The organism is Sphaerisporangium sp. NPDC049003, assembly GCF_043197795.1.
Taxonomy (GTDB): Bacteria; Actinomycetota; Actinomycetes; order Streptosporangiales; family Streptosporangiaceae; genus Sphaerisporangium.
Window position 1 is genome coordinate 1 of record NZ_JBICTU010000061.1, and the last position, 19,810, is coordinate 19,810.

The window sequence follows — 19,810 nt, forward strand, 5'->3', positions numbered from 1 at the left end:
TCATCGTCACTGTCTCGATCGTCCTGTCTAGCTCTGTTTCACATCATGAGGACTCATTCGTCCTATGTCTCACAAGAGTCTGACAGAGAGGGGCCTCAGGGATGGGGCCGGCCACCGCGGCGAACACGGACAATGCGGCCAGGCACCCCAGCGCCAGCGCTACAGAACCAGCTTGAAAGGCGACCAGCAAGCCGATGACCGGAACCAACGAGCCCAGGTCGCACGCGACTCGAAGACGTTGCCGGTCGAAGCGGTCGGTCATCGGGCCGATCAGCGGAAACAACAGCACTCCGGGAAGGGAGTTGATCGCGAACAGCAGCGCCGTCCACCCCGCCGAACCGGTGTGGTGGTAGACGAACCCGCTCAAGGCGACGAAGGCTAACCAGTCGCCTGTCAGGCTGAACGCGCAAGCACCGATGAGACGTCTGAAATCGGCGTTGCCGCATAGCAACGCGAAGAGGCTTCCGGAAGATTGACGGCATGCAGGCAACACTCGATGACTCCAGCAGTGTCCGATCCCGGGTAATAACCGGGAGAGAGCGACGAAGACGAGTCGTCGGCCCCGCAGTGAGCGGGGTGCGGGACATCTGCTGGTCAGTCACAGAGGTGCTGCATAGCAGCATGGTAGATCATCGGCACTGCACTACGCGTCGAGCGGGTGCGATGCGGTAGTGCGCCCGCGTTCTCGGGCAGGTGGCTCGGCGACAAGGATCCCGCGCTCGGTAGTGACTGTCAGCGCTTTGCCATTTACGGTGTGGAGTCGCAGGACCGCATGGCATCCAGTCGGTCGATGTGCTCCCGGACGAGCCGTACCGCGTCGGTCACCGAGTCGTCCGAGGTCACGTCAAGCAGGACCATGATCACGTTCGCGCCGCCGTCGGTCAGTTCGGCTGCGGCTGCCCGTCCTCGCCCTTCGTCGCGCGAGCCGAGGAAGATCGTCCAACCCTGCTCCCCGAGCCGCCGGGCCGCCTCAAAACCGAGCCCCGTGTTGCCTCCGGTGATCAGCACCGAGGTCTGTTCCGAGGTTGTCATGCCCTCTGAGACGAGACACCCCGCTGAGCTGTGACACAGGCCGTACGCGCGCGGGTGTTCGGAGATGTCACTGGCGGGGTTGCTATCTCGTCTAGGGAGGTGCGGGCAATCCTCGATCAAGGAGTGGACGATGAACCTCGCGTTGTGGATCGCTGCCGGGCTGCTGGCCGTGGTGGCGCTGAGCGGCGGCATCAGCAAGACGTTCGTGCCCAAGGAGAAGCTGGCCGCGGTCCGTGGTGGGGGATGGACCGCAGACGCCAGTGTCGGCTTCGTCAGGACCCTGGGTGTCCTTGAGCTCCTGGCTGCGGTGGGCTTGATGTTGCCCGCCGCGCTCGACATCGCGCCGGTTCTGGTGCCGGTGACCGCGGTCTGCTGGATCCTGCTGATGGTCGGCGCGATGACCACCCACGGCCGACGTGGCGAATCCGCGTTCGTGGTGCTGAACCTGATCTATCTCTCGGTTGCGGCGTTCATCGCGTGGGGCCGCTTCTGCCCCGGGTCCTTCACCGGCTGACCGGCGGCGACACAGTTCCCGATCATCTGGCCCCGTCCCGTGGAGGGGCGATGGTCGATCACGGAATGATGATCATGCATGTGTTTCATGGCAGGCGGGACCGGGGTTCTGGGGCAGCGGCTGGTCATGAAGCACATCAACCGGTGGTTCACACAGACCAACCGGCTGCGCACGGAGGGACGGACCACCTGCCGGCTGCCCTGCCCCTCGTGGCGGCAGGGTTTCAAGGAGGAGCTGGTATGAGCAGGGCAGAGGAGTTTCAGGAGCTGCGGCCGCTGTTGTTCTCGATCGCCTACCGGATTCTGGGCAGCGTGAGCGAGGCCGAGGACGCGGTCCAGGAGACCTGGCTGCGCTACTCGACCTCCCCGACCGAGCCCGGGTCGGTCAAGGCGTTCCTGTCGGCCGTGGTGACCCGGATCTCGATCGACGTGCTGCGCTCGGCCCGGGTCCGGCGGGAGGAGTACGTCGGGCCGTGGTTCCCCGAGCCGCTGCTCGCCGATCCTTACCAGGACCCCGAGCGGTCGGCGGAGCTGGCCGACTCGTTGTCGATGGCGGCCTTGGTGCTGCTGGAGCGGCTGTCCCCGCTCGAGCGGGCGATCTTCGTGCTGCGGGAGGTGTTCGACTTCGGCTTTCCCGATGTCGCGTCGGCCGTGGGGCGCTCGGAGGCGGCGTGCCGCCAGCTGGCGGTGCGGGCGCGGCGCCATATGGTCGCAGGCCGGCCCCGCTTCGAGGCGGACGGTAAAGAGCGAGATGAACTGGCGTCGCGGTTCTTCGACGCCCTCCGCGAAGGCGACGTCGCCGGCCTGCAGAACCTGCTGGCTGCCGACGTATCGATGGTCGGCGACGGCGGCGGCAAGGCCCCGCAGCTGGCCAAGGCCGTCATCGGCGCCCAGAACGTGGCCCGGCTGCTCGCCTCCGTCTTCCCCCAGATGGCCCTGATCGGCGTGACGGGCGAGGCGCGCGAGATCAACGGCCAGCCGGGCGCGATCTTCCGCGACCGGGACGGCAAGGTGCTCCACACCCTGGCGCTTGATGTACTCGACGGGCAGATCCAGACGATCCGCGTGGTGATCAACCCCGACAAGCTCGGGCACGTGGGCCCGGTGGCGGACGCCTGGGCAATCGACCGCGAAGTAAGACAGGCACGCCGACCCACGGAGTAGCCGCGACAGCCGACTGCACCTCGAACCCCGCTCCGGGCACGGCCGCCCCGATCTACCCGCGATCTGGCCTCGATAGAGATCATCGCAGGCTGGCGCCAAAGCGCCGGAGCCACCCAGCCCACCTCCGGCTACAGCGCCACCCTGGCGGTCGCCGCCCGCCGTCGCCCAACCCCGCTCCACACCGCAAACCCATCCGGGCACAGAACGAAGGGGTCAACGGCTCCACAGCCGCCCGACGCGCCCCTCGGAGCTCGCTAAGCGATCACATCAACCCGACAAACGGCGAATCCCGCCCGATCAAGCCGATCGGACGGGATCTCGTCAACCACTCTTGAGCTACCTCAAGAACGGCCCTGGGTGGAGCTGAGGGATTCGAACCCCTGACCCCTTCGATCGGAACGGACGACTTCTGGTTCCTCGTCAACCGAACGTCCGCCCCGGTCGACGTGCCCGGTGAGGGCCCATTGGCGCCTCGGGAGGTGCGGGTGCTGCGCCGGCCCAACGCCAGGCCAAGACGGCGATGAGTGCTGTGGCGGACATCTCGACGACGCTGTAGGCGATGTAGTAGCCCGTCGACGGTCCCACGGTCAGCGACCAGATCTGCACCAAGGTCATCACGGTTCCCGCTCCGACGTTGGTCCAGCGGTTCGGGCCGTACGGGGCCAGGAAGGAGACGAGGGTCGCGGCGATCGGGATCTCCATCAGGGCCGCCGCCGACAGCAGGAAGCCGGGGGTGACCTCCATCGGGTTGACCTCGGCGGGATCCATGAGGCCGAGGATGTCGCAGTAGAGGTAGTTGAACATGACGAAGATCCATAAAGCGGACAGTGTGTTCTTCACGGCGCCGAAGCTAGTCGCGGGCTGCCGGGCGGCGCTTCCCTCCCGGGAGCCGATCGCGATTCACTCCTGTGGGCGAGGACAAAGGGGGCGATCGGGCGCGACGATGGGCGGGTGACCTCCCTGCTGGACGTCCGCGCCGTCCGGGTGCTGCTGTGGGCGCTCATCCGAGTGGCCACCGCGCCGGTGGCGCTCGTCCTGATCGTGGTCAGGGCGCTGCGCCCGTTCGTCGCGCTGGTCCTGCTGCTCGTCACGCTGTTCCCCGGGACGTTCGGCGACCAGGACGTCGAGGTCTCCTGGCTGGAAGGGCTGGTCTGCGTCGCCGTCCTGGGGCTGATGCTGCTGCCGCTGCGCCGCGTCCTGGCCTCGCTCGCCGCCTGGCACCTGCGGCTGGCCGCCCGCCTGCTGGGGCCTGGGCCGGGCGAGCTGGCGCTGGCCCGCGCCCAGGAGCAGCTCCGGATCGACCAGGAGCTGCACGACAGTATCGGCCACATGCTGTCGATGATCGTCGTTCAGGCCGGCGCCGGCGTGCACGTCTTTGACCACGACCCCGGCTTCGCCCGCGAGGCGCTCTCCACCATCGAGCAGCGCGGTCGGGCCGCCCTCGGCGAGCTGGACCGGATCATCTCCGGCATCCAGGGCCACGCGCCCCTGCCCGGCGGTGACGACCCGGCCGCCCTGACCGCGCTGATCGACGGTGCGCGCGAGGCCGGGATGGCGGTGACCGCGTCGATCGAGGCGACCGGCCTGCCGCCCGCGATCGGGCGCGGGGTGCACCGGATTGTCCAAGAGGCGCTGACCAACGCGGCCAAGCACGCCCCCGGCCGCCCGGTCACCGTGGAGGTCGGCACCGGCTCCGGCGCGGTGACGATCCGCGTGGTGAACGCCTTCGACGGTCCCGCCTTCCCGGGGCACGGGCACGGCCTGGCCTCGATCCGCGACCGGGTGAGCCTGCTGGGCGGCACGGCCACCATCGGCCCCGCGGCCGGCGAGTTCACCGTGCGGGCCGTCCTGCCGCTGGAGTCCTGATGCGGATCGCGATCGTCGACGACGACCCCTTGGTGCGGATCGGCCTGCGCGCCATCCTGTCCAGCGAGCCCGACTGGGAGGTGAGCGCCGAAGCCGGTGACGGCCGGGCCGCGCTCGCCCTCACCGGCGGCCCCCTGCCCCCCGACGTCGTCCTGATGGACATCCGGATGCCCGGCATGGACGGCCTGGAGGCCACCCGCCGCATCACCGTCGCAGAGGACGCTCCCCGCGTCCTGGTGCTGACCACGTTCGAGGTCGACGCGTACGTTTTCGACGCACTTCGAGCGGGTGCGAGCGGTTTCGTACTGAAAAGGGTGCCGCCGAAGGAACTGATCGAAGCCGTCCGCGTCGTCGCCTCGGGCGAGTCACTGGTTTTCCCCGCCTCGACTCGCGGCGTCATCGAACGCTTCGCCGTACGAACCGGGAGACCGCTGCCGGAGCTGTCGGAACGCGAACGGGATGTCCTCCGGTCGTTGGCGCGCGGGCGGTCCAACGCGGAGATCGCCGGCGAGCTGTTCCTGTCGGTGCAGACGGTGAAGTCGCACGTGGCGTCGGTCCTGCTCAAGCTGGGCGTACGGGACCGGACCCAGGCGGTGATCGCCGCTTACGAGACAGGGTTCGTGGTGGCGGGAACGGGTCGATGAGCGTCAGCCGCACTCAGCGCTGGAGTGCCAGCAGTCCGGGCCGGTAGGGCCGCCGCCGCCGCCGAGAGCGCCGTGGTCATAGTCACCCAAAAGATCAAAAAGGCCGTTTCCGATCTGCGGAAACGGCCTTTGACCTGGGTGGAGCTGAGGGGATTCGAACCCCTGACCCCTTCGATGCGAACGAAGTGCGCTACCGGACTGCGCTACAGCCCCTAGGACTCGACCAGATTAGCAAACTTTGGCGACCACCCGCGCCACTCGTGTCGACAGAACACCGACAGCCCGGATCCGGACGGCCGCCCGCGCTGCGGAGCGCGTCAGTCGCCGACCGCGCGGCGGGTGCGGTCCGCGTACTGGTCGAAGGGCTCGACGCGCTTGCGGAACTCAAGGATCTCGGCCTCGGCCTGCTGAGCGGCCTCTTCGAGCGCACGCTCGCGCTCGCGTGCCCTGCGGTCCCGCTCGGCGCGTGCCTTCGCGGCCTCGACGCGCCGCTCCGCGTCCGCCGCCACGGCGACGCGCAGGACCGCGAGGTACGACGCCAGCAGGACGCCGGAAGGCGCCACGCTCCACCAGGGCGCCACGCCGGCGGCCGCCGTCACCAACGAGGCGAGATGGAGTAGCACGGTCCACAGGAGCCATCTGCGGCGGCGCGCCATCACCCTCGCCCGACGACGGCACTCCTCCTGGAACAGGTCCTCATCGGAGAGCTCTCCGGTGAGTACGCCAGGATCCGGCTCGGTCTCGGTGCCGGATGAGCCGCCAGGGGCCTCGTCGGCGGAGCCGCCATCCGCGGTCCTGGGCTTGGGGACATCCGGCGAGAAAGCACCGCGCTTGGGGACATCCGGCGAGAAAGTGCCAGGCCTGGAGACATCCGGAGAGGAGGCGCCAGGACTGGAGAAACCCCGGGAGGAAGCCGCGGGCCTGGAGATTTCTGGGGACGAAGCGCCCGGCCTTGAGGGCCCGTGGGGCGTGGCTCGCGCGTCAGGGTCGGGGCGGGTTCGAGACACGGCGCCAGGTGATCCGTGCGCGCCTGATCCGGCGCGGGACTCGGGGGCGCCGAGCTCCATGGTGATCTCGTCGTCGGCGGTAGCCGTGGCGAGCGCGGCATGGCCGGACTGGACCTCGGACACCTGAAGATCGGCGAGGGTGTCCCCGTCGGACTCCTCGCCCTCGTTGTAAAGCTCGGCGATCTCGACCGAGGCACGGTCACGGCGCAGCCACATCGGCACGAGCACGCACAGCCACATGAGGACGATGCCGAGATAGAGGAAGGCACTACTCACCCGCCCACCTCCCGGGCGACGCTCATCAGCCGGGGCTGAGCGGTGGCCGGCCGTCCACGCCGGGCGGCACTCTTCAACCGCCTCTGCTCGGATCCAGGCAAGGTGGATCTTCTAACCCCAACCTGGTCGGATGCAGGCAGGGTGGATCTTCTCAACCCACCCTGGGCGGCGTCACCCCATCCGCCCGAGGCAGGAATCCTCAACCCACCCTGGTCGGCATGCGGGCAGGCACGCCGGCCGGCGCCCGGCGGGCCGCTGTGGGCAGCGTGAACACACCACGGGGCCGGTGGCGTCGCAAATGTGCTCACGTCACGCACCGTAGGACCGCGTGTCACTGGTTGACGAGCATTCGGTGCGGTGTGTCGCGAGATCGTCAACCTGTTTATCCCCAGGCCTACGTCAAAGCTGTCTATGGCCCTCTAGGAGGAGCCGTCGTGTGCGGTTTTCTCCCGGGTCTGCCTCCACTGGGCCAGGAGCCCCCGGGGCACGTCTTCGAGCGTCAAGGCGTAGCAGATGTGGTCGCGCCAGGCGCCGTCGATGTGGAGCTGCCGCCGGCGGATGCCCTCTTCGCGGAACCCGAGCTTCTCCACGACCCGGCGGCTGGCGTGGTTCTCGGGTCTGATGTTCGCCTCCAGGCGGTGCAGGCCCACGGTGAAGAAGCAGTGGTCGACGGCCATCGCGAGCGCCGTGGGGGTGATCCCGCGCCCCGCGAGGGTGCCGCTCACCCAGTAACCGACCTGAGCCGACCTCGCCGAGCCCCAGACGATCGCGCCCACCGTGAGCTGGCCGGCGAACGCCCCGCGCCAGGTCACGACCCAGGGCAGCGCCAGGCCCTGCCGAGCCTCGCGGCGCAGGGTGCCGACCATGGAGATGTACGGCCCGAGGCCGGTGCGGAACAGCGGGGTCTCGGGGTTGCTCGGCTCCCATGGCCGCAACCAGTCGGCGTTGCGCAGTCGGGTCTCCCGCCAGGCACTGACATCGCGCAGACGCAGCGGCCTGAGTCCCACCGGTCCCTCGTTCAGGTTCGCCGGCCAGCCGCGAAGTCGATCCACGCGTCAATCATCCCCTGTCCGACCCCGAATTCGCCATGGCGGAGACAAGGCCCTCGCTGTTACAGCGTCCGTCAGTGGCGGGGATGGTCGCCACCCCTGATCTGATCGACGGCGTGCCGGAGGATCGGAGCCAGGACGGCCATGCCGTCCCGGACACCTCCCGACGAACCGGGCAGGTTGACGACGAGGGTCGTCCCCGCCTGGCCGGCCAGCCCGCGCGAGAGGATCGAGGTGGGCACCTTCTCGCGGTTGGCCTGCCGCACTGCTTCCGCGATGCCCGGGATCTCGCGTTCGATCACCCTGCCGGTCATCTCCGGGGTGAGGTCCTGCGGGGTCAGCCCGGTGCCTCCGGTGGTGACGATCACGTCGTACCCCTCGCGCACGCCCTCGCGCAGGGCGGCCTCGACGGGCTCACCGTCGGGCACGACCCTCGGGCCGTCCACCTGCTCGCAGCCGGCCTCGGCCAGCAACTCGACCAACAGTTGTCCCGATTTATCGGCGTAAATCCCGGCGGCGGCGCGGTTGGAGGCCGTTACCACCAGAGCCCTCACGGCCGGGTCCAGACGCCGGTCTTCCCACCGGTCTTCTCCTCGACCCGCACATCGGTGATCACCGCCGCCGGATCCACCGCCTTGATCATGTCGATCATCGCCAGGCCCGCGACGGAGACGGCCGTGAGCGCCTCCATCTCCACGCCCGTACGGTCGGCGGTCTTGACCCGGGCGGTGATCTCCACCCCGGAGTCGACCACGACGACCTCCACCTTGACCCCGTGCAGCGCGATCGGGTGGCAGAGCGGGATCAGGTCGGGAGTGCGCTTGGCTCCCTGGATGCCCGCGATGCGGGCGACCCCGATCGCGTCGCCCTTCGGCACGGTGCCGGATCTCAGGATCTCCACGGCCTCCGGTGACAGCAGCACCCGGCCCGTGGCGCGGGCCGTACGGACGCTGACGTCCTTGGCCGACACGTCCACCATGCGGGCGGCGCCGGACTCGTCGAGATGGGTCAGCTCACTCACAGCGGGATCACCTCCACGGACGTACCCTCGGGCAGACCGGTGACGTCCTCGGGCACCACGATCAGGGCGTTCGCTCCGGCGAGCGCCGCGAGCTGGTGGGACCCCTGCCCGTGGACGGGGGTCACCACGGCGCTCCCGCCCACGGTGCTCAGCACTCCGCGCAGGAAGGAACGCCGGCCCGCGGGAGAGCGCACCGCCGCGGCCGTCGTCGCGGTCACGGAGGCCGGAGGCCCGGCGGGCACGCCGCGCATCTTGGCGAGCGCGGGCTTCACGTACAGCACGAACGAGACGTACGAGGAGACGGGATTGCCCGGCAACGTGAAGATCGGCACCCGCCGGTCGCCCAGCAGGCCGAAGCCCTGGGGCATGCCCGGCTGCATGGCGACCTTCTCGAACCTGACCGTGCCCAGCGGCGACAGCGCCTCCTTGACCGGCTCGTACGCGCCCATCGAGATGCCGCCCGTGGTGATCACGGCGTCGGCCTCGCCGATGAGGCCGTGCAGGGTGGCGAGGAACTCCTCGGGATCGTCGCCCACGGCGCTCCTCCGGAACGCCACCCCGCCGGCCTGCTGGACGGCAGCGACCATGGTGTAGCTGTTGGACTCCCAGATCTGCCCGTGACCCAGCGGGCTGCCCGGGTCGACCAGCTCGGCGCCGGTCGACAGGACCACCACGCGCGGGCGCGGATGGGCGAGGACCGTACGCCGCCCCACCCCGGCGAGGATGCCGAGCTGGGGCGGGCCGATCACGGTGCCCGAGGCCAGAACGAGGTCTCCGGCGCGGACGTCCTCCCCCGACCTGCGGATGGCGTTGCCCGGAGGAGCGGGCCGGCTGATCGCGACCTTGACGGTGCCCCCGTCGGTCCATTCGACGGGGACCACCGCGTCGGCGCCCTCGGGCACGGGCGCCCCGGTCATGATCCTCGTGACGAAGCCCCGCTCGACCGCTCGCGACGCGGTGTCCCCGGCCGGCACGTCGACCGTCACCGGCAGCACGACGGGATCGTCGCCTGTCGCCCCCGCGACGTCCCCGGCGTGTACGGCGTAGCCGTCCATGGCGGAGTTGTCGAAGGGCGGCAGCGCGACCGGAGAGGTGACGTCCTCGGCCAGGGTGGAGCCGAGCGCCTCCTGGAGGTCGAGCTCGACCGGATCCAGGGGACGTACCGCACCGAGGATCTCGGCCAGATGGGCGTCAACCGTTTTCATCGCGTCCCCCGACCCGCGGAGGCTTCACCGCGTCCACCAACCCGTGGAATCTTCATCGCATCGACCCATCTGTGGAGGCTTCATCGCGTCGAACGGTGCGCGCAGGCTACTGAGGGAGATCGTCGAGGAACTCGCGGAGCCACGAGATGAACTCAGGCGCCAGATCAGGACGGTCCGCCGCGAACTGGACGACCGTGCGGAGGTAGTCGATCTTATTGCCGGTGTCGTACCGGCGCCCCCGGAAGAGCACGCCGTGGACCGGGCCGCCCTCCTCGTTGGAACGGCCGGCGAGCTCCATCAGCGCGTCGGTGAGCTGGATCTCCCCGCCACGCCCGGGAGCGGTGTTCTCCAGCACCTCGAAGACCGCCGGGTCGATGACATAACGCCCGATGACCGCCCAGTTCGACGGGGCGTCCTCGGGCGCGGGCTTCTCCACGAGGCCGGTGACGCGGACCACGTCGTCCTCGGAGGTCGGCGAGATCTCCGCGCAGCCGTACAGGGAGACCTGCTCCCTCGGCACCTCCATCAGCGCGACGACGCTGCCGCCGTAGGTGTCGCGCACCTCGATCATGCGCTTCAGCAGGTGGTCACGGTAGTCGATGAGGTCGTCGCCCAGCAGACAGGCGAACGGGTGGTCGCCGACGTGCTGCTTCGCGCACAGGACGGCGTGGCCGAGTCCCTTGGGCTCGCCCTGCCGCACGTAGTGGAAGGTGGCGATCTCCACCGGCTCAAGGACCTGCGAGAGCCGCTCGGAGTCGCCCTTGGCGGCGAGCACCTCCTCCAGCTCGTACGCCCTGTCGAAGTGGTCCTCGATGGAACGCTTGTTCCGGCCTGTCACCATGAGGAGGTCGAGGAGCCCGACCGAGACCGCCTCCTCGACGACATACTGGATGGCCGGCTTGTCGACGATCGGCAGCATTTCTTTGGGGGTCGCCTTGGTCGCCGGCAGGAATCGCGTACCAAGACCGGCGGCGGGGATGACAACTTTCGTCACTGGATCGTAGTCAGCCATGGATGCACCTTAATGGAGGGCCGAGTGGACAAAGCGGAGCTGCGCCGGAGGATCGTCGCCGCACGAGCAGGGCTGTCGGATCCGCGCGGCTCGGCGACCGCGATCAGGGAAACGCTACTCGACCAGCCCTGGGTCCAGATGGCCGGGCTGGTGGCGTGCTACTGGTCGATGGGCACGGAGCCGGCGACCCAGGGCCTGGTGTTCGCCCTCTGGAAGCACGGCGCCACGGTGATCCTGCCCGTGCTGAAACCGGACGACGATCTCGACTGGGCGGTCTACGACGGGCCCGACTCGATGGCCCCGGGGCCGCGCGGCGTCATGGAGCCCGTGGACACGCGGCGGGGCGTGGACACCATCCGTACGGCCGCCCTGGTCATCGTGCCCGCGCTGGCCGTCGACCCGTCCAGCGGGGTCAGGCTCGGGCGCGGCGGCGGCTCGTACGACCGGGCGCTGGCGCGGGTCGGGCCGAACGTGCCGACGGTCGCGCTGCTCCACGAGGGCGAGTTGATCGAGGGCATCCCCTCGGAGCCGCACGACCAGGCCGTCTCGATGGCGGCGCTCCCGTCCGGGATCGTCACCTTCTGAGGCGCTTTTGGAGACGAAGACGCTTATCTGTGGCGAAGGCGCTTTCTGAGACGAAGGCGCTTTCTGAGGCATCTTGAGGCTTCTGAGGCGGAACGCTTTGTGAGGCTTCCGAGGCGGAGACTGGCGGGGAGACGCCTTCGGACGGGGAGCCCGGGTCGTCACGGGAGGATCGTCAGGTCGTTCAGGCCGCCGCTGTCCTTGAAGTACTGCTCCAGGGTGTCGCCCCTGACCGCCTCGAAGAACGCCACCCCGGCCTTCCTGTCCAGGCGTACGACACTGGCGCCCTTGACGGTCGCGGTGCCGATCGTGGGGATGGTGGTGGAGTCCACGGTGTCCGGCCGGATGTCTCTCAGCTCCAGCGCGAGACCGCGCAGCGTGCTCAGGGTCACGCCCGAGTCGACGCTGACCGCCTGCGTGAGCGCCTCCAGGAAGGCGTTCAGCTTGAACGGATCGGTCAGCAGCTCCTTACTGATGATCTTGTGTCCCATCGCGCCGATGAACGCCTGCTGCCGCTTGATGCGGTCGAAGTCGCCCCCCGGCAGGTTGTACCGCTGCCGGACGAACAGAAGCGCCTTCTCGCCCTGCAGGTGCACCTCGCCCTGCGGCCACGTGATCTTGTTCATCGGGTCGTACACCTTGCGGGACACGTAGACGTCGACGCCGCCGATCACCTCGGTCATGGCGACGAACCCCTGGAAGTCGAGCGCCGCGAAGTGGTCGATACGTATCTTGGTCAGGTCCTCGACCGTCTTGATCAGCAGCTTGGGGCCACCGAAGGCGTACGCTGCGTTGATCTTGTTGTTTCCGTGCCCGGGGATACGGACATAAGAGTCGCGGGGGATGCCGATGAGGGTGAGCCGATCCCGGGCGGCCGGGACGTGGACGATCATGATCGTGTCGGCCCGCTGGTTGCCCGACTCGCCCGGCCGCTTGTCCGACCCGATGAGCAGCCAGTTCTGCGCGTCTCCGACGGCCTTGGCAGGCCGCCCCGCGTCCTCGGGGAACGCCCCAGGGATGCGCTGGATGTTGCCGTTCAGCGTGATCTGACGCTCCATCACCAGCGCGAACCCCGCCGCGAAGACCATGGCGAAGATGAGCCCCGTGACGATCAGCAGCCGGCGCACCAGGCGCCGCTTCTTGGGCGCCTTCGCCGGGACGGCCTCCTCGTCACCGGCGGATTCATCCTTCCTCGTGTTCTCCAGAACCGGGGAAGTCTCGTCGGTCACTGCCGTCACCTGATACCCGTCGATATAGCGCCTCTTGTGTCGCGTGTGACGGTAGCTCATAGCAGTTCATCGTGGTAGAGGCGCATACGAATACGACACAATGGACGGAAAACACGAGATGGGGGGCCGGTGAACCTGAATATCTGGCTGCTCCTCGCGTCCGTCGTCGTCATCGCCGCCATCGCCTCGGTGCGGGTGGCCCACCGCACGGGGCTGCCGAGCCTGCTGATCTATCTCGGGCTCGGCCTGCTGGTCGGCGAGGCGGGGCTGGGCATCCAGTTCGAGAACGCGCAGCTCGCGCAGCAGATCGGCCTCGCGGCCCTCGCCGTGATCCTCGCCGAGGGCGGCCTCACCACGAACTGGCAGCACGTCCGCCGGGCCGTACCTAGCGCTCTGGTGCTCGCCACGGTGGGCGTGGCCGTGAGCATCGTCGCCCTCGCGTCCGCCGTCCACTGGCTGCTGAACATGGACTGGCGTACGGCCCTGCTGCTCGGGGCCATCCTCGCCTCAACCGACGCGGCCGCGGTGTTCTCCGTACTGCGCCGTCTTCGCCTTCCCCAGCGCCTGTCCGGCATCCTGGAGGCCGAGTCCGGCTTCAACGACGCGCCCACGGTGATCGTCGTCGCCATGCTCAGCCAGGTGAACACTCCGCTGCCGAGCGTGGGGCACGTCGTCTTCGACGCCCTGTTCGAGCTGGCGGTCGGATGCGCGGTCGGCCTCGGGGTCGGCCCTCTCGGCGGATACGCCCTGCGGCGGGTGGCGCTGCCGTCGTCCGGCCTCTACCCCATCGCCGTGCTCGCCCTCGCGTTCGTCGCCTACAGCGGCGCGGCGCTCCTGCACGGCAGCGGCTTCCTCGCGGTGTACCTGGCCACTCTGGTCCTCGGCAACACGCGGCTGCCGCACCGGGCGGCGACCCGGGGCTTCGCCGAGGGGGCCGCGTGGCTGGCTCAGATCGGCCTGTTCGTCATGCTGGGCATCCTCGCCAGCCCTCACGAGTTGCCCGCCGCCGTCGTGCCCGGCCTGATCGCCGGCCTCGCTCTGCTCCTGGTCGCACGGCCCCTGTCCGTCGTGCTCTCGGCCCTGATCGTACGGCTGGGGCGCCTCGACGGGCTCTCCTGGCGCGAACAGGCGTTCCTGTCGTGGGCGGGACTACGAGGGGCGGTGCCCATCGTGCTCGCCACCATCCCGTGGGCGACCGGGCTCATCGGCGCCAAGGGGGTGTTCAACGAGGTCTTCGTCATCGTGATCGTCTTCACGATGGTGCAGGGGCCGACGCTGCCGTACCTCGCGCGGATCCTGCGGGTGAACGCGCTCGACGAGGCCCGCGACCTCGGGGTGGAGGCGGCCCCGCTGGAAGAGCTCAACGCCGACCTCCTGCAGATCACCATCCCACCGGGCTCGGGGCTCCACGGAGTCGAGATCTTCGAGCTTCGCCTGCCCTCGGACGCGGCCGTCACCATGGTCGTACGCGAGGGCCGCTCATTCGTCCCCGAGGGCTCCACACGCCTGCGGGCCGAGGATCAGCTCCTGGTCGTCACCACGGCCGCGTACAGGCAGACCGTCGAACGCCGCCTTCGAGCGGTGAGCCGCCGCGGCAAACTCGCCGGCTGGTACGGCGAACGCGGCGAGTGACAGCCCCTCACCACGCACAAGCCACCTCACGGCCCTCCCGCAGGGCCACCTCACGCACGGGCCACCTCACGCACGGGCCACCTCACGCAGGGCCGTCGCCTCTTTACGCAGGCCGCTCGCACAGTCACCGCATGGCTCGCACGGTCACTGCGGTGGGGCCTCTTACGGGGTACCCCACAGAGCCTGTGACGGGGATTAGAACCTGCCTGGGTGGCGTTCAGCCTAATCGGCTGCGTACCATTAGCAGTCGCATCGGTAGAGTGCCAGTCTGCGTGAGTCATACTCGGCTTGAGTCATACGAGGAGGAGTGCGTGCCCACCTACCAGTACGCCTGTACCGCTTGCGGTGAAGGGCTCGAAGTCGTCCAGAGATTCTCCGACGACGCGCTGACCACATGCCCAAGCTGCGAGGGCCAGCTGCGCAAGGTGTTCTCGGCCGTCGGCATCGTCTTCAAGGGCTCCGGCTTCTATCGGACGGACAACCGCTCGTCCACCACCTCCGGGGTCTCGTCGTCCAGCGGTTCCCCCGCTTCTTCTGGTTCCTCGGCTTCCTCCGGTTCCAGCGGCTCCGGGGACTCCGGCGGCTCCGACTCCGGAAGCACCACCACGACCAAGAAGGAGCCCGCCTCGGCGAGTTCTTCGGCGTCCGCGAGCAGCTCGGCCGCCTGACGACGCCCGGGTTGTACGGCTCCCCCGCAGGCCGTACAACCTTTCTTGAGCCCCCTCGGACCTCGGGTCTTCGGACCTGGCAGCGATGCGCCCGCCGACGCTGTGTATCAGCGGCGGGAATCACCCATCACAACGTGCCACGATCTCCGTGCCACCCGTCATTTCGCCCTAGGGTTATCCACAGGTCTCGACTCCGGTCTCTTCCGCGCGGGGCCGGGGCGCTAGTGTCTGCGCCATGGTCATGAGAGCGGAAATCGGGGTCATCGGCGGTTCAGGGTTCTACTCCCTCCTTGATGATGCCGAAGAGATCGACGTCGCCACGCCGTACGGGCCGCCGAGCGACACCATCACTGTCGGCCACATCGGCTCGCGCGCGGTCGCGTTCGTGCCCCGCCACGGCCGCGATCACCGGTTTGCTCCCCATCGCATTCCCTACCGGGCGAACCTCTGGGCTCTTCGCTCCCTCGGCGTGCGCCAGGTGCTGGCGCCGAGCGCCGTCGGATCCCTCCGCCTTCAGTACGGTCCGGGCACCCTTGTGATCCCTGACCAGCTCGTCGATCGCACGTCGGGCCGGGTGCAGACCTATTACGACACGAGCGGCGCGGTCCACGTCCCCTTCGCCGATCCCTACTGCCCCGTCGGCAGGGCCCTGTCCTATTCAAGGGCCGAAGCCGAAGGCTGGAATGCCGTCGACGGGGGCACTCTCGTCGTCATCGAGGGTCCCCGCTTCTCCACCAGGGCGGAGTCCCGCTGGTTCGCCTCCAACGGCTGGTCGATCGTCGGCATGACCGGCTATCCGGAGGCCGTTCTCGCCCGCGAGCTGGCCCTGTGCTACACCACGCTGGCCCTGGTCACCGATCACGACGCCGGAGTCGAGACGGGTGAGGGCGTCACCCAGGACGAGGTCTTCGAGTTCTTCGCGGCCAACAGCGAGCGCATGCGCGCACTCGTCGGCTCGGTGGCCGCCGAGCTGCCGACAGAACGCGCCTGCCCCTGCGGCGACGCACTGAACGGCATCAAGCTCCCCTTCGAACTCCCCTGATCCCCCCACTCGACCCACGAACCTCACCTTCAGCCGCAGGAGACACCCATGCGGGCCGCACTCCGTGCAGTTCGGGTACTCAACCGCCGGCGCCGGCTCGTGGCCGTCGTCCTCGCGGCGATGGCCACGGCGAGTGTCGGCCTGGCCATGCGTCCGGCTCCGTCCACCGAGGTCCTGGCCGCCGCCCGGGACCTCAGGGCAGGCACGCTGTCAGCCTCAGACCTGACCGTGGCACTCATCCCTGACGCAGCGGTGCCCGACGGCGCGCTCCGCCCCGGAGCGCCCGTCGCCGGACGCGTCCTGGCCGCTCCGGCCCGGCGCGGCGAGCCTCTCACCGACGTACGCCTGCTCGGCCCCTCCCTGATCGACGCCTACGGCCCCGGCATGCTTGCCACGCCCGTACGCATCACCGACGCCGGTTCGGCACGCCTGCTTCGCGTGGGCGATGTCATCGACGTGATCGCGGCCGCGGCCCAATGGGACGACGCCGCCCTCGATCCGCGCACGGCCACAGTGGCTCAGGCGGTCACCGTCATGGCCTTGCCACGCTCGGCGGGCGCGGAGGACTCCATGACGGAAAGCGGCGCTCTCGTCGTCCTGGCCACCACACCGGAGCAGGCCGCCCGCCTCGCCCAGGCCGGTACGGGCTCACGCCTGTCGATCACCATCCACGGCCACCCCCGATGACCAAGCGACCAGCCGCATTCGCCCCACCCCCTGGAAACCGCCAGGCGAAGACACCTTTCAAGGACCGGGCACTCTAGGCAGCACAGATATCCCGTCTACAGCAGAGAGCCGAGCTTCGGGTCGTACTCCCAGTGCCACGGCTCGAACGGGCTGTGATAGGCCCAATCGGGGTGCATCCACCCGAACTTCTTGCTGTTGGCCTCAAGCCAGTTGAACTGCACCGAGCGGAAGACGTCGACGCCACCACACAGGTCCACCGCGAGCCCGAGCCCGTGGTTGCTTCGTCCGGGTACGGCGGCGAAGCCCGGCCTGCGGTAGAAGACGGCCTGCTGCTCACTGAGGTTGCGGTAACTGTCGGTCACGCACATCGGCCTGCCGAACTGTTTCCTGTACGCCTCGTTGAGCGCGACGAAGGCGATCGCCGCGTCCGCTCGCAACTCGCGGCCCGGTTGCTGCAGCGGGCACAGGGCGCTCTTGGGGAGGAGCCCGTTGGGGTACTGCGCGGCGGCGCTCACCTGGGTGGGGTCGCACGCCGCGCCCGTACGGCCGCCCTGGTTGACGCGCACCCCGAGCTTGGTCAAAGCCTGGGACAGGGACTTCACGACGGTCGCCGACCGCTTCCTCAGCGTGTCGATCTCAAGGCTGAGCTGGGCCTCCACCAGCAGCTTCGTCGCCCGAAGATCCTGCGCCTCACTAGCCAGCCTCTGCTGCTCCTGGTAGAGCCGCCCCGCGTCGGCCAGAACCTTGTCACGACCCGACACGATGTAGGTCATGTCACTCAGAGCACGAAGGCTGCCCGCGTCCTTCTCACCGGTGAAGAAGGGCGCCATGTCGCCACCCGAAGGCTCCTGGTACAGAGACTGCACCAGGTCCGCCAGCGGCCTGCGCACCTTGGACATCTCCAGAGTGGCAGTGCGCAGCTGCTCCAGCTTGCCCTTGAGCTCCTTGTCGGCCTTCGCCAGCGTCGCCTGCCGCTGTTCCAATGCCTTCGTGGCATCCGCCAGGGCCTGGGACGACTTCTCGGCGTCCCGCCGCAATTGATTAAGGTTGCCCGGATCGAGCTCCCGGGTTGCAGCCTCTTGGGTGACCGACCGCGCCTGCGCCGAGCCCGACGACGTCATGGTGATCATGGAAACCATCACCATGAGGACGGCGATCAAGCCCGCCGATCGGGGAGATGGCACGTTACGGACCCCTCCGTTTGCGAAATTGTGACCTGAGCCCGGCACGCACGTTACTACAGCAACCGGTGTAGTCGGACCCGAGTCGCGAGAGCCGTTATGTACGGATCATGGCATTTATACCTTCTCGCTATCGCACGGTTGGCACAGTTGCCACAGCCAGTTGCCGCGCCACGCGGGAAAACACCCCGCTCGCCACACGCCCTCCGGCACCCCAACCCCAGCCATCGCCATCGCCGAAACTCCCTCTACGGGCATCCACGACCTAGCGGAACCCACCGAAGAAGCCCCCAACCCCCGCATCCCGAACCCAGCCGCAAGCACCGCCGAAACCCCCACTGCCGGCACCCCGGACCTGGCGGGACGCACCGCCGAAAGTCCCGATGCCTGCCGCACCGACATGCCGGGAACACCCACCTCCGGCACACCCCACCCACCGGACCACACCGCTCCAGAACGCCCGACCGTCAGCTCGATCTCCGTACGTTCCGCCGGGTCCGCGGTTCGTACACCCTCCCTCGACGGCGCCGGCTGCGTACGTTCTGCGGAATCCGCAGCTTGTAAGCCCTCTGTCGACTCCACTACCTCCGCACATTGTGCCGCGACGGCAGCACATGAGCCCTCCGTCGACTGCACCGCTCGCCCGCGTCCCGCCGACCGAGCAGTTTGTGGGTGTTCCTCCGGGCGCGAGCCCTGGGCAGGCTCCTCCGGGCGTTCGCCCTGGGCACGGTCCTCCGAATTCAAGGCTTGCGCGTTCTCACTCGGATGCGCGGCTGGAGTGCGGTCCTCGGACGACACCACCTGCCCGCGCTCCTCCGGCCGTACGGCGCCTTTGTGATCTTCCTGCGGAACCAAGGGCACCCGGTCATCCGGCCGCGCCGCCCGCCCGTGTTCCCCCGACGACATCGTCGTCGCGCGTTCTTCACGAGGGGCAGCCCATACGTGCCGCCCTGGACGATCGCGCCTCACCCCAGGCCATATCGCCGCTGTGTCCGGCTTTTCAGCCCGCAACACGCGACCCAGCCATCCATCACGATCAGCCTGTGGATAGCGTCCCGCCGATTCCCCATGTCCAGCCTTCAGGTGTGGATCCACCGGCTCCCACCCACCGGCCCTCATCCGCGAGACGTCCAGCACCTTCTCGTCCACGGGGATCAACGGAGTCGGAACCACACCCTGGTACCCAAAGTCCGCATGCGGCGGAGCGGGCACAGGGGTCACGAAGACCATGCTGGGCACCCCTTGCCACCCCGACGCGACCTTCATCTTCACCGCATCTTGCGGCCGGCCTCGCACATGCTCCTCATATCCAGTGAGCTCAGCCACAAGGAGCCCTGCCGCGAGGACCGCAGGCGCCAGCATCGCCGCCAGGAGCACACCCGGCCGGACACCCCGGCGCCTCTCAACCTGCTTTCGTCGCTCTCCGCTCACGCTGCGTGACAGTAGTCACACAGCGCTACCGTACGTTGCTGGCATGTCAGCCTTTTACCCCAGCTCAGCGCACACATGGGATACGAGTCGCAAAGCCAAGCCACGCCTCTGCACACATGGTGCTCGCCTTTCGGTACGCTTACACCAGCCCCGCCTCCGTAGCTCAGGGGATAGAGCACCGCTCTCCTAAAGCGGGTGCCGCAGGTTCGAATCCTGCCGGGGGCACCTGGTTGACCTTGTGATTCGCCGCCTGACCTGCACCTATGGACAGGAGTAGGTGACAGAACAGAGACGGGCGAGAGCAGCAACATGCAACTGTAGGCAGTCGTATGTCAGCACCCGTGCAATATGTGTGCAACGATCTTGAAGCCGTTTTGCCAGGTCAGCCCAAATATGCGAATGGCCCCGAGGTAACCCGAGGCCATTCCGCAACCGCTCGGATCACTCGTTCAGAGCGTTCAGGATCTTGGAGCTCGCTAGGAGCTGTTTGGAGTTCGGATCATGTGGTTGAGGTGAGGAGCTTCAGCCACATGATCGAGCCTCGGAGGTGGAGTCCGGCCTCGTAGCTT

Annotated in this window: 21 protein-coding genes and 2 tRNA genes; 11 read left to right on the forward strand and 12 right to left on the reverse strand. The window is 68.6% G+C overall.

Features of this window, described 5'->3' with window-relative positions; translation table 11 throughout:
- Window positions 1–43: 43 nt before the first annotated feature.
- Complete coding sequence (locus ACGFIV_RS35640) at window positions 44–493, reverse strand: hypothetical protein (RefSeq protein ID WP_392839464.1); 450 nt, start codon at window positions 491–493, stop codon at window positions 44–46.
- A 254-nt stretch (window positions 494–747) separates the two neighbouring features.
- Complete coding sequence (locus ACGFIV_RS35645; RefSeq protein ID WP_392839466.1) at window positions 748–1,032, reverse strand: SDR family NAD(P)-dependent oxidoreductase; 285 nt, start codon at window positions 1,030–1,032, stop codon at window positions 748–750.
- 130 nt (window positions 1,033–1,162) lie between these two features.
- On the opposite strand from ACGFIV_RS35645, the gene ACGFIV_RS35650 reads away from it, so the two are divergent.
- The 3 genes from ACGFIV_RS35650 (at window position 1,163) to ACGFIV_RS35660 (ending at window position 2,709) form a co-directional block, all read left to right on the forward strand.
- Window positions 1,163–1,546, forward strand: a complete 384-nt coding sequence (locus tag ACGFIV_RS35650) for a DoxX family protein (protein WP_358555141.1) — start codon at window positions 1,163–1,165, stop codon at window positions 1,544–1,546.
- Between the two features lie 78 nt (window positions 1,547–1,624).
- Complete coding sequence (locus ACGFIV_RS35655) at window positions 1,625–1,789, forward strand: hypothetical protein (protein WP_358555144.1); 165 nt, start codon at window positions 1,625–1,627, stop codon at window positions 1,787–1,789.
- Window positions 1,786–2,709, forward strand: coding sequence for an RNA polymerase sigma-70 factor (locus ACGFIV_RS35660; RefSeq protein WP_358555147.1), 924 nt, complete (start codon window positions 1,786–1,788; stop codon window positions 2,707–2,709). The genes ACGFIV_RS35655 and ACGFIV_RS35660 overlap by 4 nt, the downstream gene beginning before the upstream one ends.
- Window positions 2,710–3,129: 420 nt before the next feature.
- On the opposite strand, the gene ACGFIV_RS35665 is transcribed toward ACGFIV_RS35660, so the two are convergent.
- Window positions 3,130–3,549, reverse strand: coding sequence for a DUF6326 family protein (locus tag ACGFIV_RS35665; protein ID WP_358555150.1), 420 nt, complete (start codon window positions 3,547–3,549; stop codon window positions 3,130–3,132).
- A 111-nt stretch (window positions 3,550–3,660) separates the two neighbouring features.
- On the opposite strand from ACGFIV_RS35665, the gene ACGFIV_RS35670 reads away from it, so the two are divergent.
- Entirely contained in the window at window positions 3,661–4,575 is a 915-nt protein-coding gene (locus ACGFIV_RS35670) for a histidine kinase (protein ID WP_358555153.1), read from the forward strand.
- Window positions 4,575–5,219 (forward strand): response regulator transcription factor, encoded by a 645-nt coding sequence (locus tag ACGFIV_RS35675; RefSeq protein ID WP_358555156.1) that lies wholly within the window; start codon window positions 4,575–4,577, stop codon window positions 5,217–5,219. Before ACGFIV_RS35670 ends, ACGFIV_RS35675 begins: the two co-directional genes overlap by 1 nt.
- A 139-nt stretch (window positions 5,220–5,358) precedes the next feature.
- Here the strand turns inward: ACGFIV_RS35675 and ACGFIV_RS35680 are convergent.
- The 7 genes from ACGFIV_RS35680 to galU all read right to left on the reverse strand — a co-directional run bounded on the left by ACGFIV_RS35680 (window position 5,359) and on the right by galU (window position 10,789).
- Window positions 5,359–5,432, reverse strand: a tRNA-Ala gene (locus ACGFIV_RS35680).
- A gap of 104 nt (window positions 5,433–5,536) precedes the next feature.
- Window positions 5,537–6,502: a hypothetical protein gene (locus tag ACGFIV_RS35685; RefSeq protein WP_358555159.1), complete on the reverse strand. Its 966-nt coding sequence runs from the start codon at window positions 6,500–6,502 to the stop codon at window positions 5,537–5,539.
- A 419-nt stretch (window positions 6,503–6,921) separates the two neighbouring features.
- Window positions 6,922–7,554: a GNAT family protein gene (locus tag ACGFIV_RS35690; protein ID WP_358555162.1), complete on the reverse strand. Its 633-nt coding sequence runs from the start codon at window positions 7,552–7,554 to the stop codon at window positions 6,922–6,924.
- A gap of 71 nt (window positions 7,555–7,625) precedes the next feature.
- Window positions 7,626–8,105, reverse strand: a complete 480-nt coding sequence (locus tag ACGFIV_RS35695) for a MogA/MoaB family molybdenum cofactor biosynthesis protein (RefSeq protein ID WP_358555165.1) — start codon at window positions 8,103–8,105, stop codon at window positions 7,626–7,628.
- Window positions 8,102–8,530 carry a cyclic pyranopterin monophosphate synthase MoaC gene (gene moaC, locus ACGFIV_RS35700; protein WP_392839476.1) on the reverse strand — a complete coding sequence of 143 codons (429 nt, stop codon included), beginning with the start codon at window positions 8,528–8,530 and terminating at the stop codon, window positions 8,102–8,104. Before moaC ends, ACGFIV_RS35695 begins: the two co-directional genes overlap by 4 nt.
- A 38-nt stretch (window positions 8,531–8,568) precedes the next feature.
- A complete protein-coding gene (gene glp, locus ACGFIV_RS35705; RefSeq protein ID WP_358555171.1) occupies window positions 8,569–9,777 on the reverse strand; it encodes a gephyrin-like molybdotransferase Glp in 1,209 nt (402 codons plus the stop codon).
- A 106-nt stretch (window positions 9,778–9,883) separates the two neighbouring features.
- Window positions 9,884–10,789, reverse strand: a complete 906-nt coding sequence (gene galU, locus ACGFIV_RS35710; protein ID WP_358555174.1) for a UTP--glucose-1-phosphate uridylyltransferase GalU — start codon at window positions 10,787–10,789, stop codon at window positions 9,884–9,886.
- A gap of 24 nt (window positions 10,790–10,813) precedes the next feature.
- Between galU and ACGFIV_RS35715 the strand changes: the two genes are divergently transcribed.
- A complete protein-coding gene (locus ACGFIV_RS35715) occupies window positions 10,814–11,374 on the forward strand; it encodes a 5-formyltetrahydrofolate cyclo-ligase (RefSeq protein WP_358555177.1) in 561 nt (186 codons plus the stop codon).
- 158 nt (window positions 11,375–11,532) lie between these two features.
- Here ACGFIV_RS35715 and ACGFIV_RS35720 read toward each other — a convergent pair whose 3' ends face one another.
- Window positions 11,533–12,600, reverse strand: coding sequence for an LCP family protein (locus tag ACGFIV_RS35720; protein WP_358555180.1), 1,068 nt, complete (start codon window positions 12,598–12,600; stop codon window positions 11,533–11,535).
- Window positions 12,601–12,729: 129 nt separating this feature from the next.
- Between ACGFIV_RS35720 and ACGFIV_RS35725 the strand changes: the two genes are divergently transcribed.
- The 4 genes from ACGFIV_RS35725 to cpaB all read left to right on the forward strand — a co-directional run bounded on the left by ACGFIV_RS35725 (window position 12,730) and on the right by cpaB (window position 16,629).
- Complete coding sequence (locus ACGFIV_RS35725) at window positions 12,730–14,232, forward strand: potassium/proton antiporter (protein ID WP_358555183.1); 1,503 nt, start codon at window positions 12,730–12,732, stop codon at window positions 14,230–14,232.
- A 311-nt stretch (window positions 14,233–14,543) separates the two neighbouring features.
- Complete coding sequence (locus ACGFIV_RS35730) at window positions 14,544–14,900, forward strand: FmdB family zinc ribbon protein (protein ID WP_358555186.1); 357 nt, start codon at window positions 14,544–14,546, stop codon at window positions 14,898–14,900.
- Window positions 14,901–15,135: 235 nt separating this feature from the next.
- Complete coding sequence (locus ACGFIV_RS35735) at window positions 15,136–15,942, forward strand: S-methyl-5'-thioadenosine phosphorylase (protein ID WP_358555189.1); 807 nt, start codon at window positions 15,136–15,138, stop codon at window positions 15,940–15,942.
- A 48-nt stretch (window positions 15,943–15,990) separates the two neighbouring features.
- Complete coding sequence (gene cpaB, locus ACGFIV_RS35740) at window positions 15,991–16,629, forward strand: Flp pilus assembly protein CpaB (RefSeq protein ID WP_358555192.1); 639 nt, start codon at window positions 15,991–15,993, stop codon at window positions 16,627–16,629.
- A 95-nt stretch (window positions 16,630–16,724) separates the two neighbouring features.
- Here cpaB and ACGFIV_RS35745 read toward each other — a convergent pair whose 3' ends face one another.
- Window positions 16,725–17,759 carry a D-alanyl-D-alanine carboxypeptidase family protein gene (locus ACGFIV_RS35745; RefSeq protein WP_392839474.1) on the reverse strand — a complete coding sequence of 345 codons (1,035 nt, stop codon included), beginning with the start codon at window positions 17,757–17,759 and terminating at the stop codon, window positions 16,725–16,727.
- A gap of 1,634 nt (window positions 17,760–19,393) precedes the next feature.
- On the opposite strand from ACGFIV_RS35745, the gene ACGFIV_RS35750 reads away from it, so the two are divergent.
- Window positions 19,394–19,466 (forward strand) — tRNA-Arg (locus ACGFIV_RS35750).
- The last annotated feature ends 344 nt before the right edge of the window (window positions 19,467–19,810 follow it).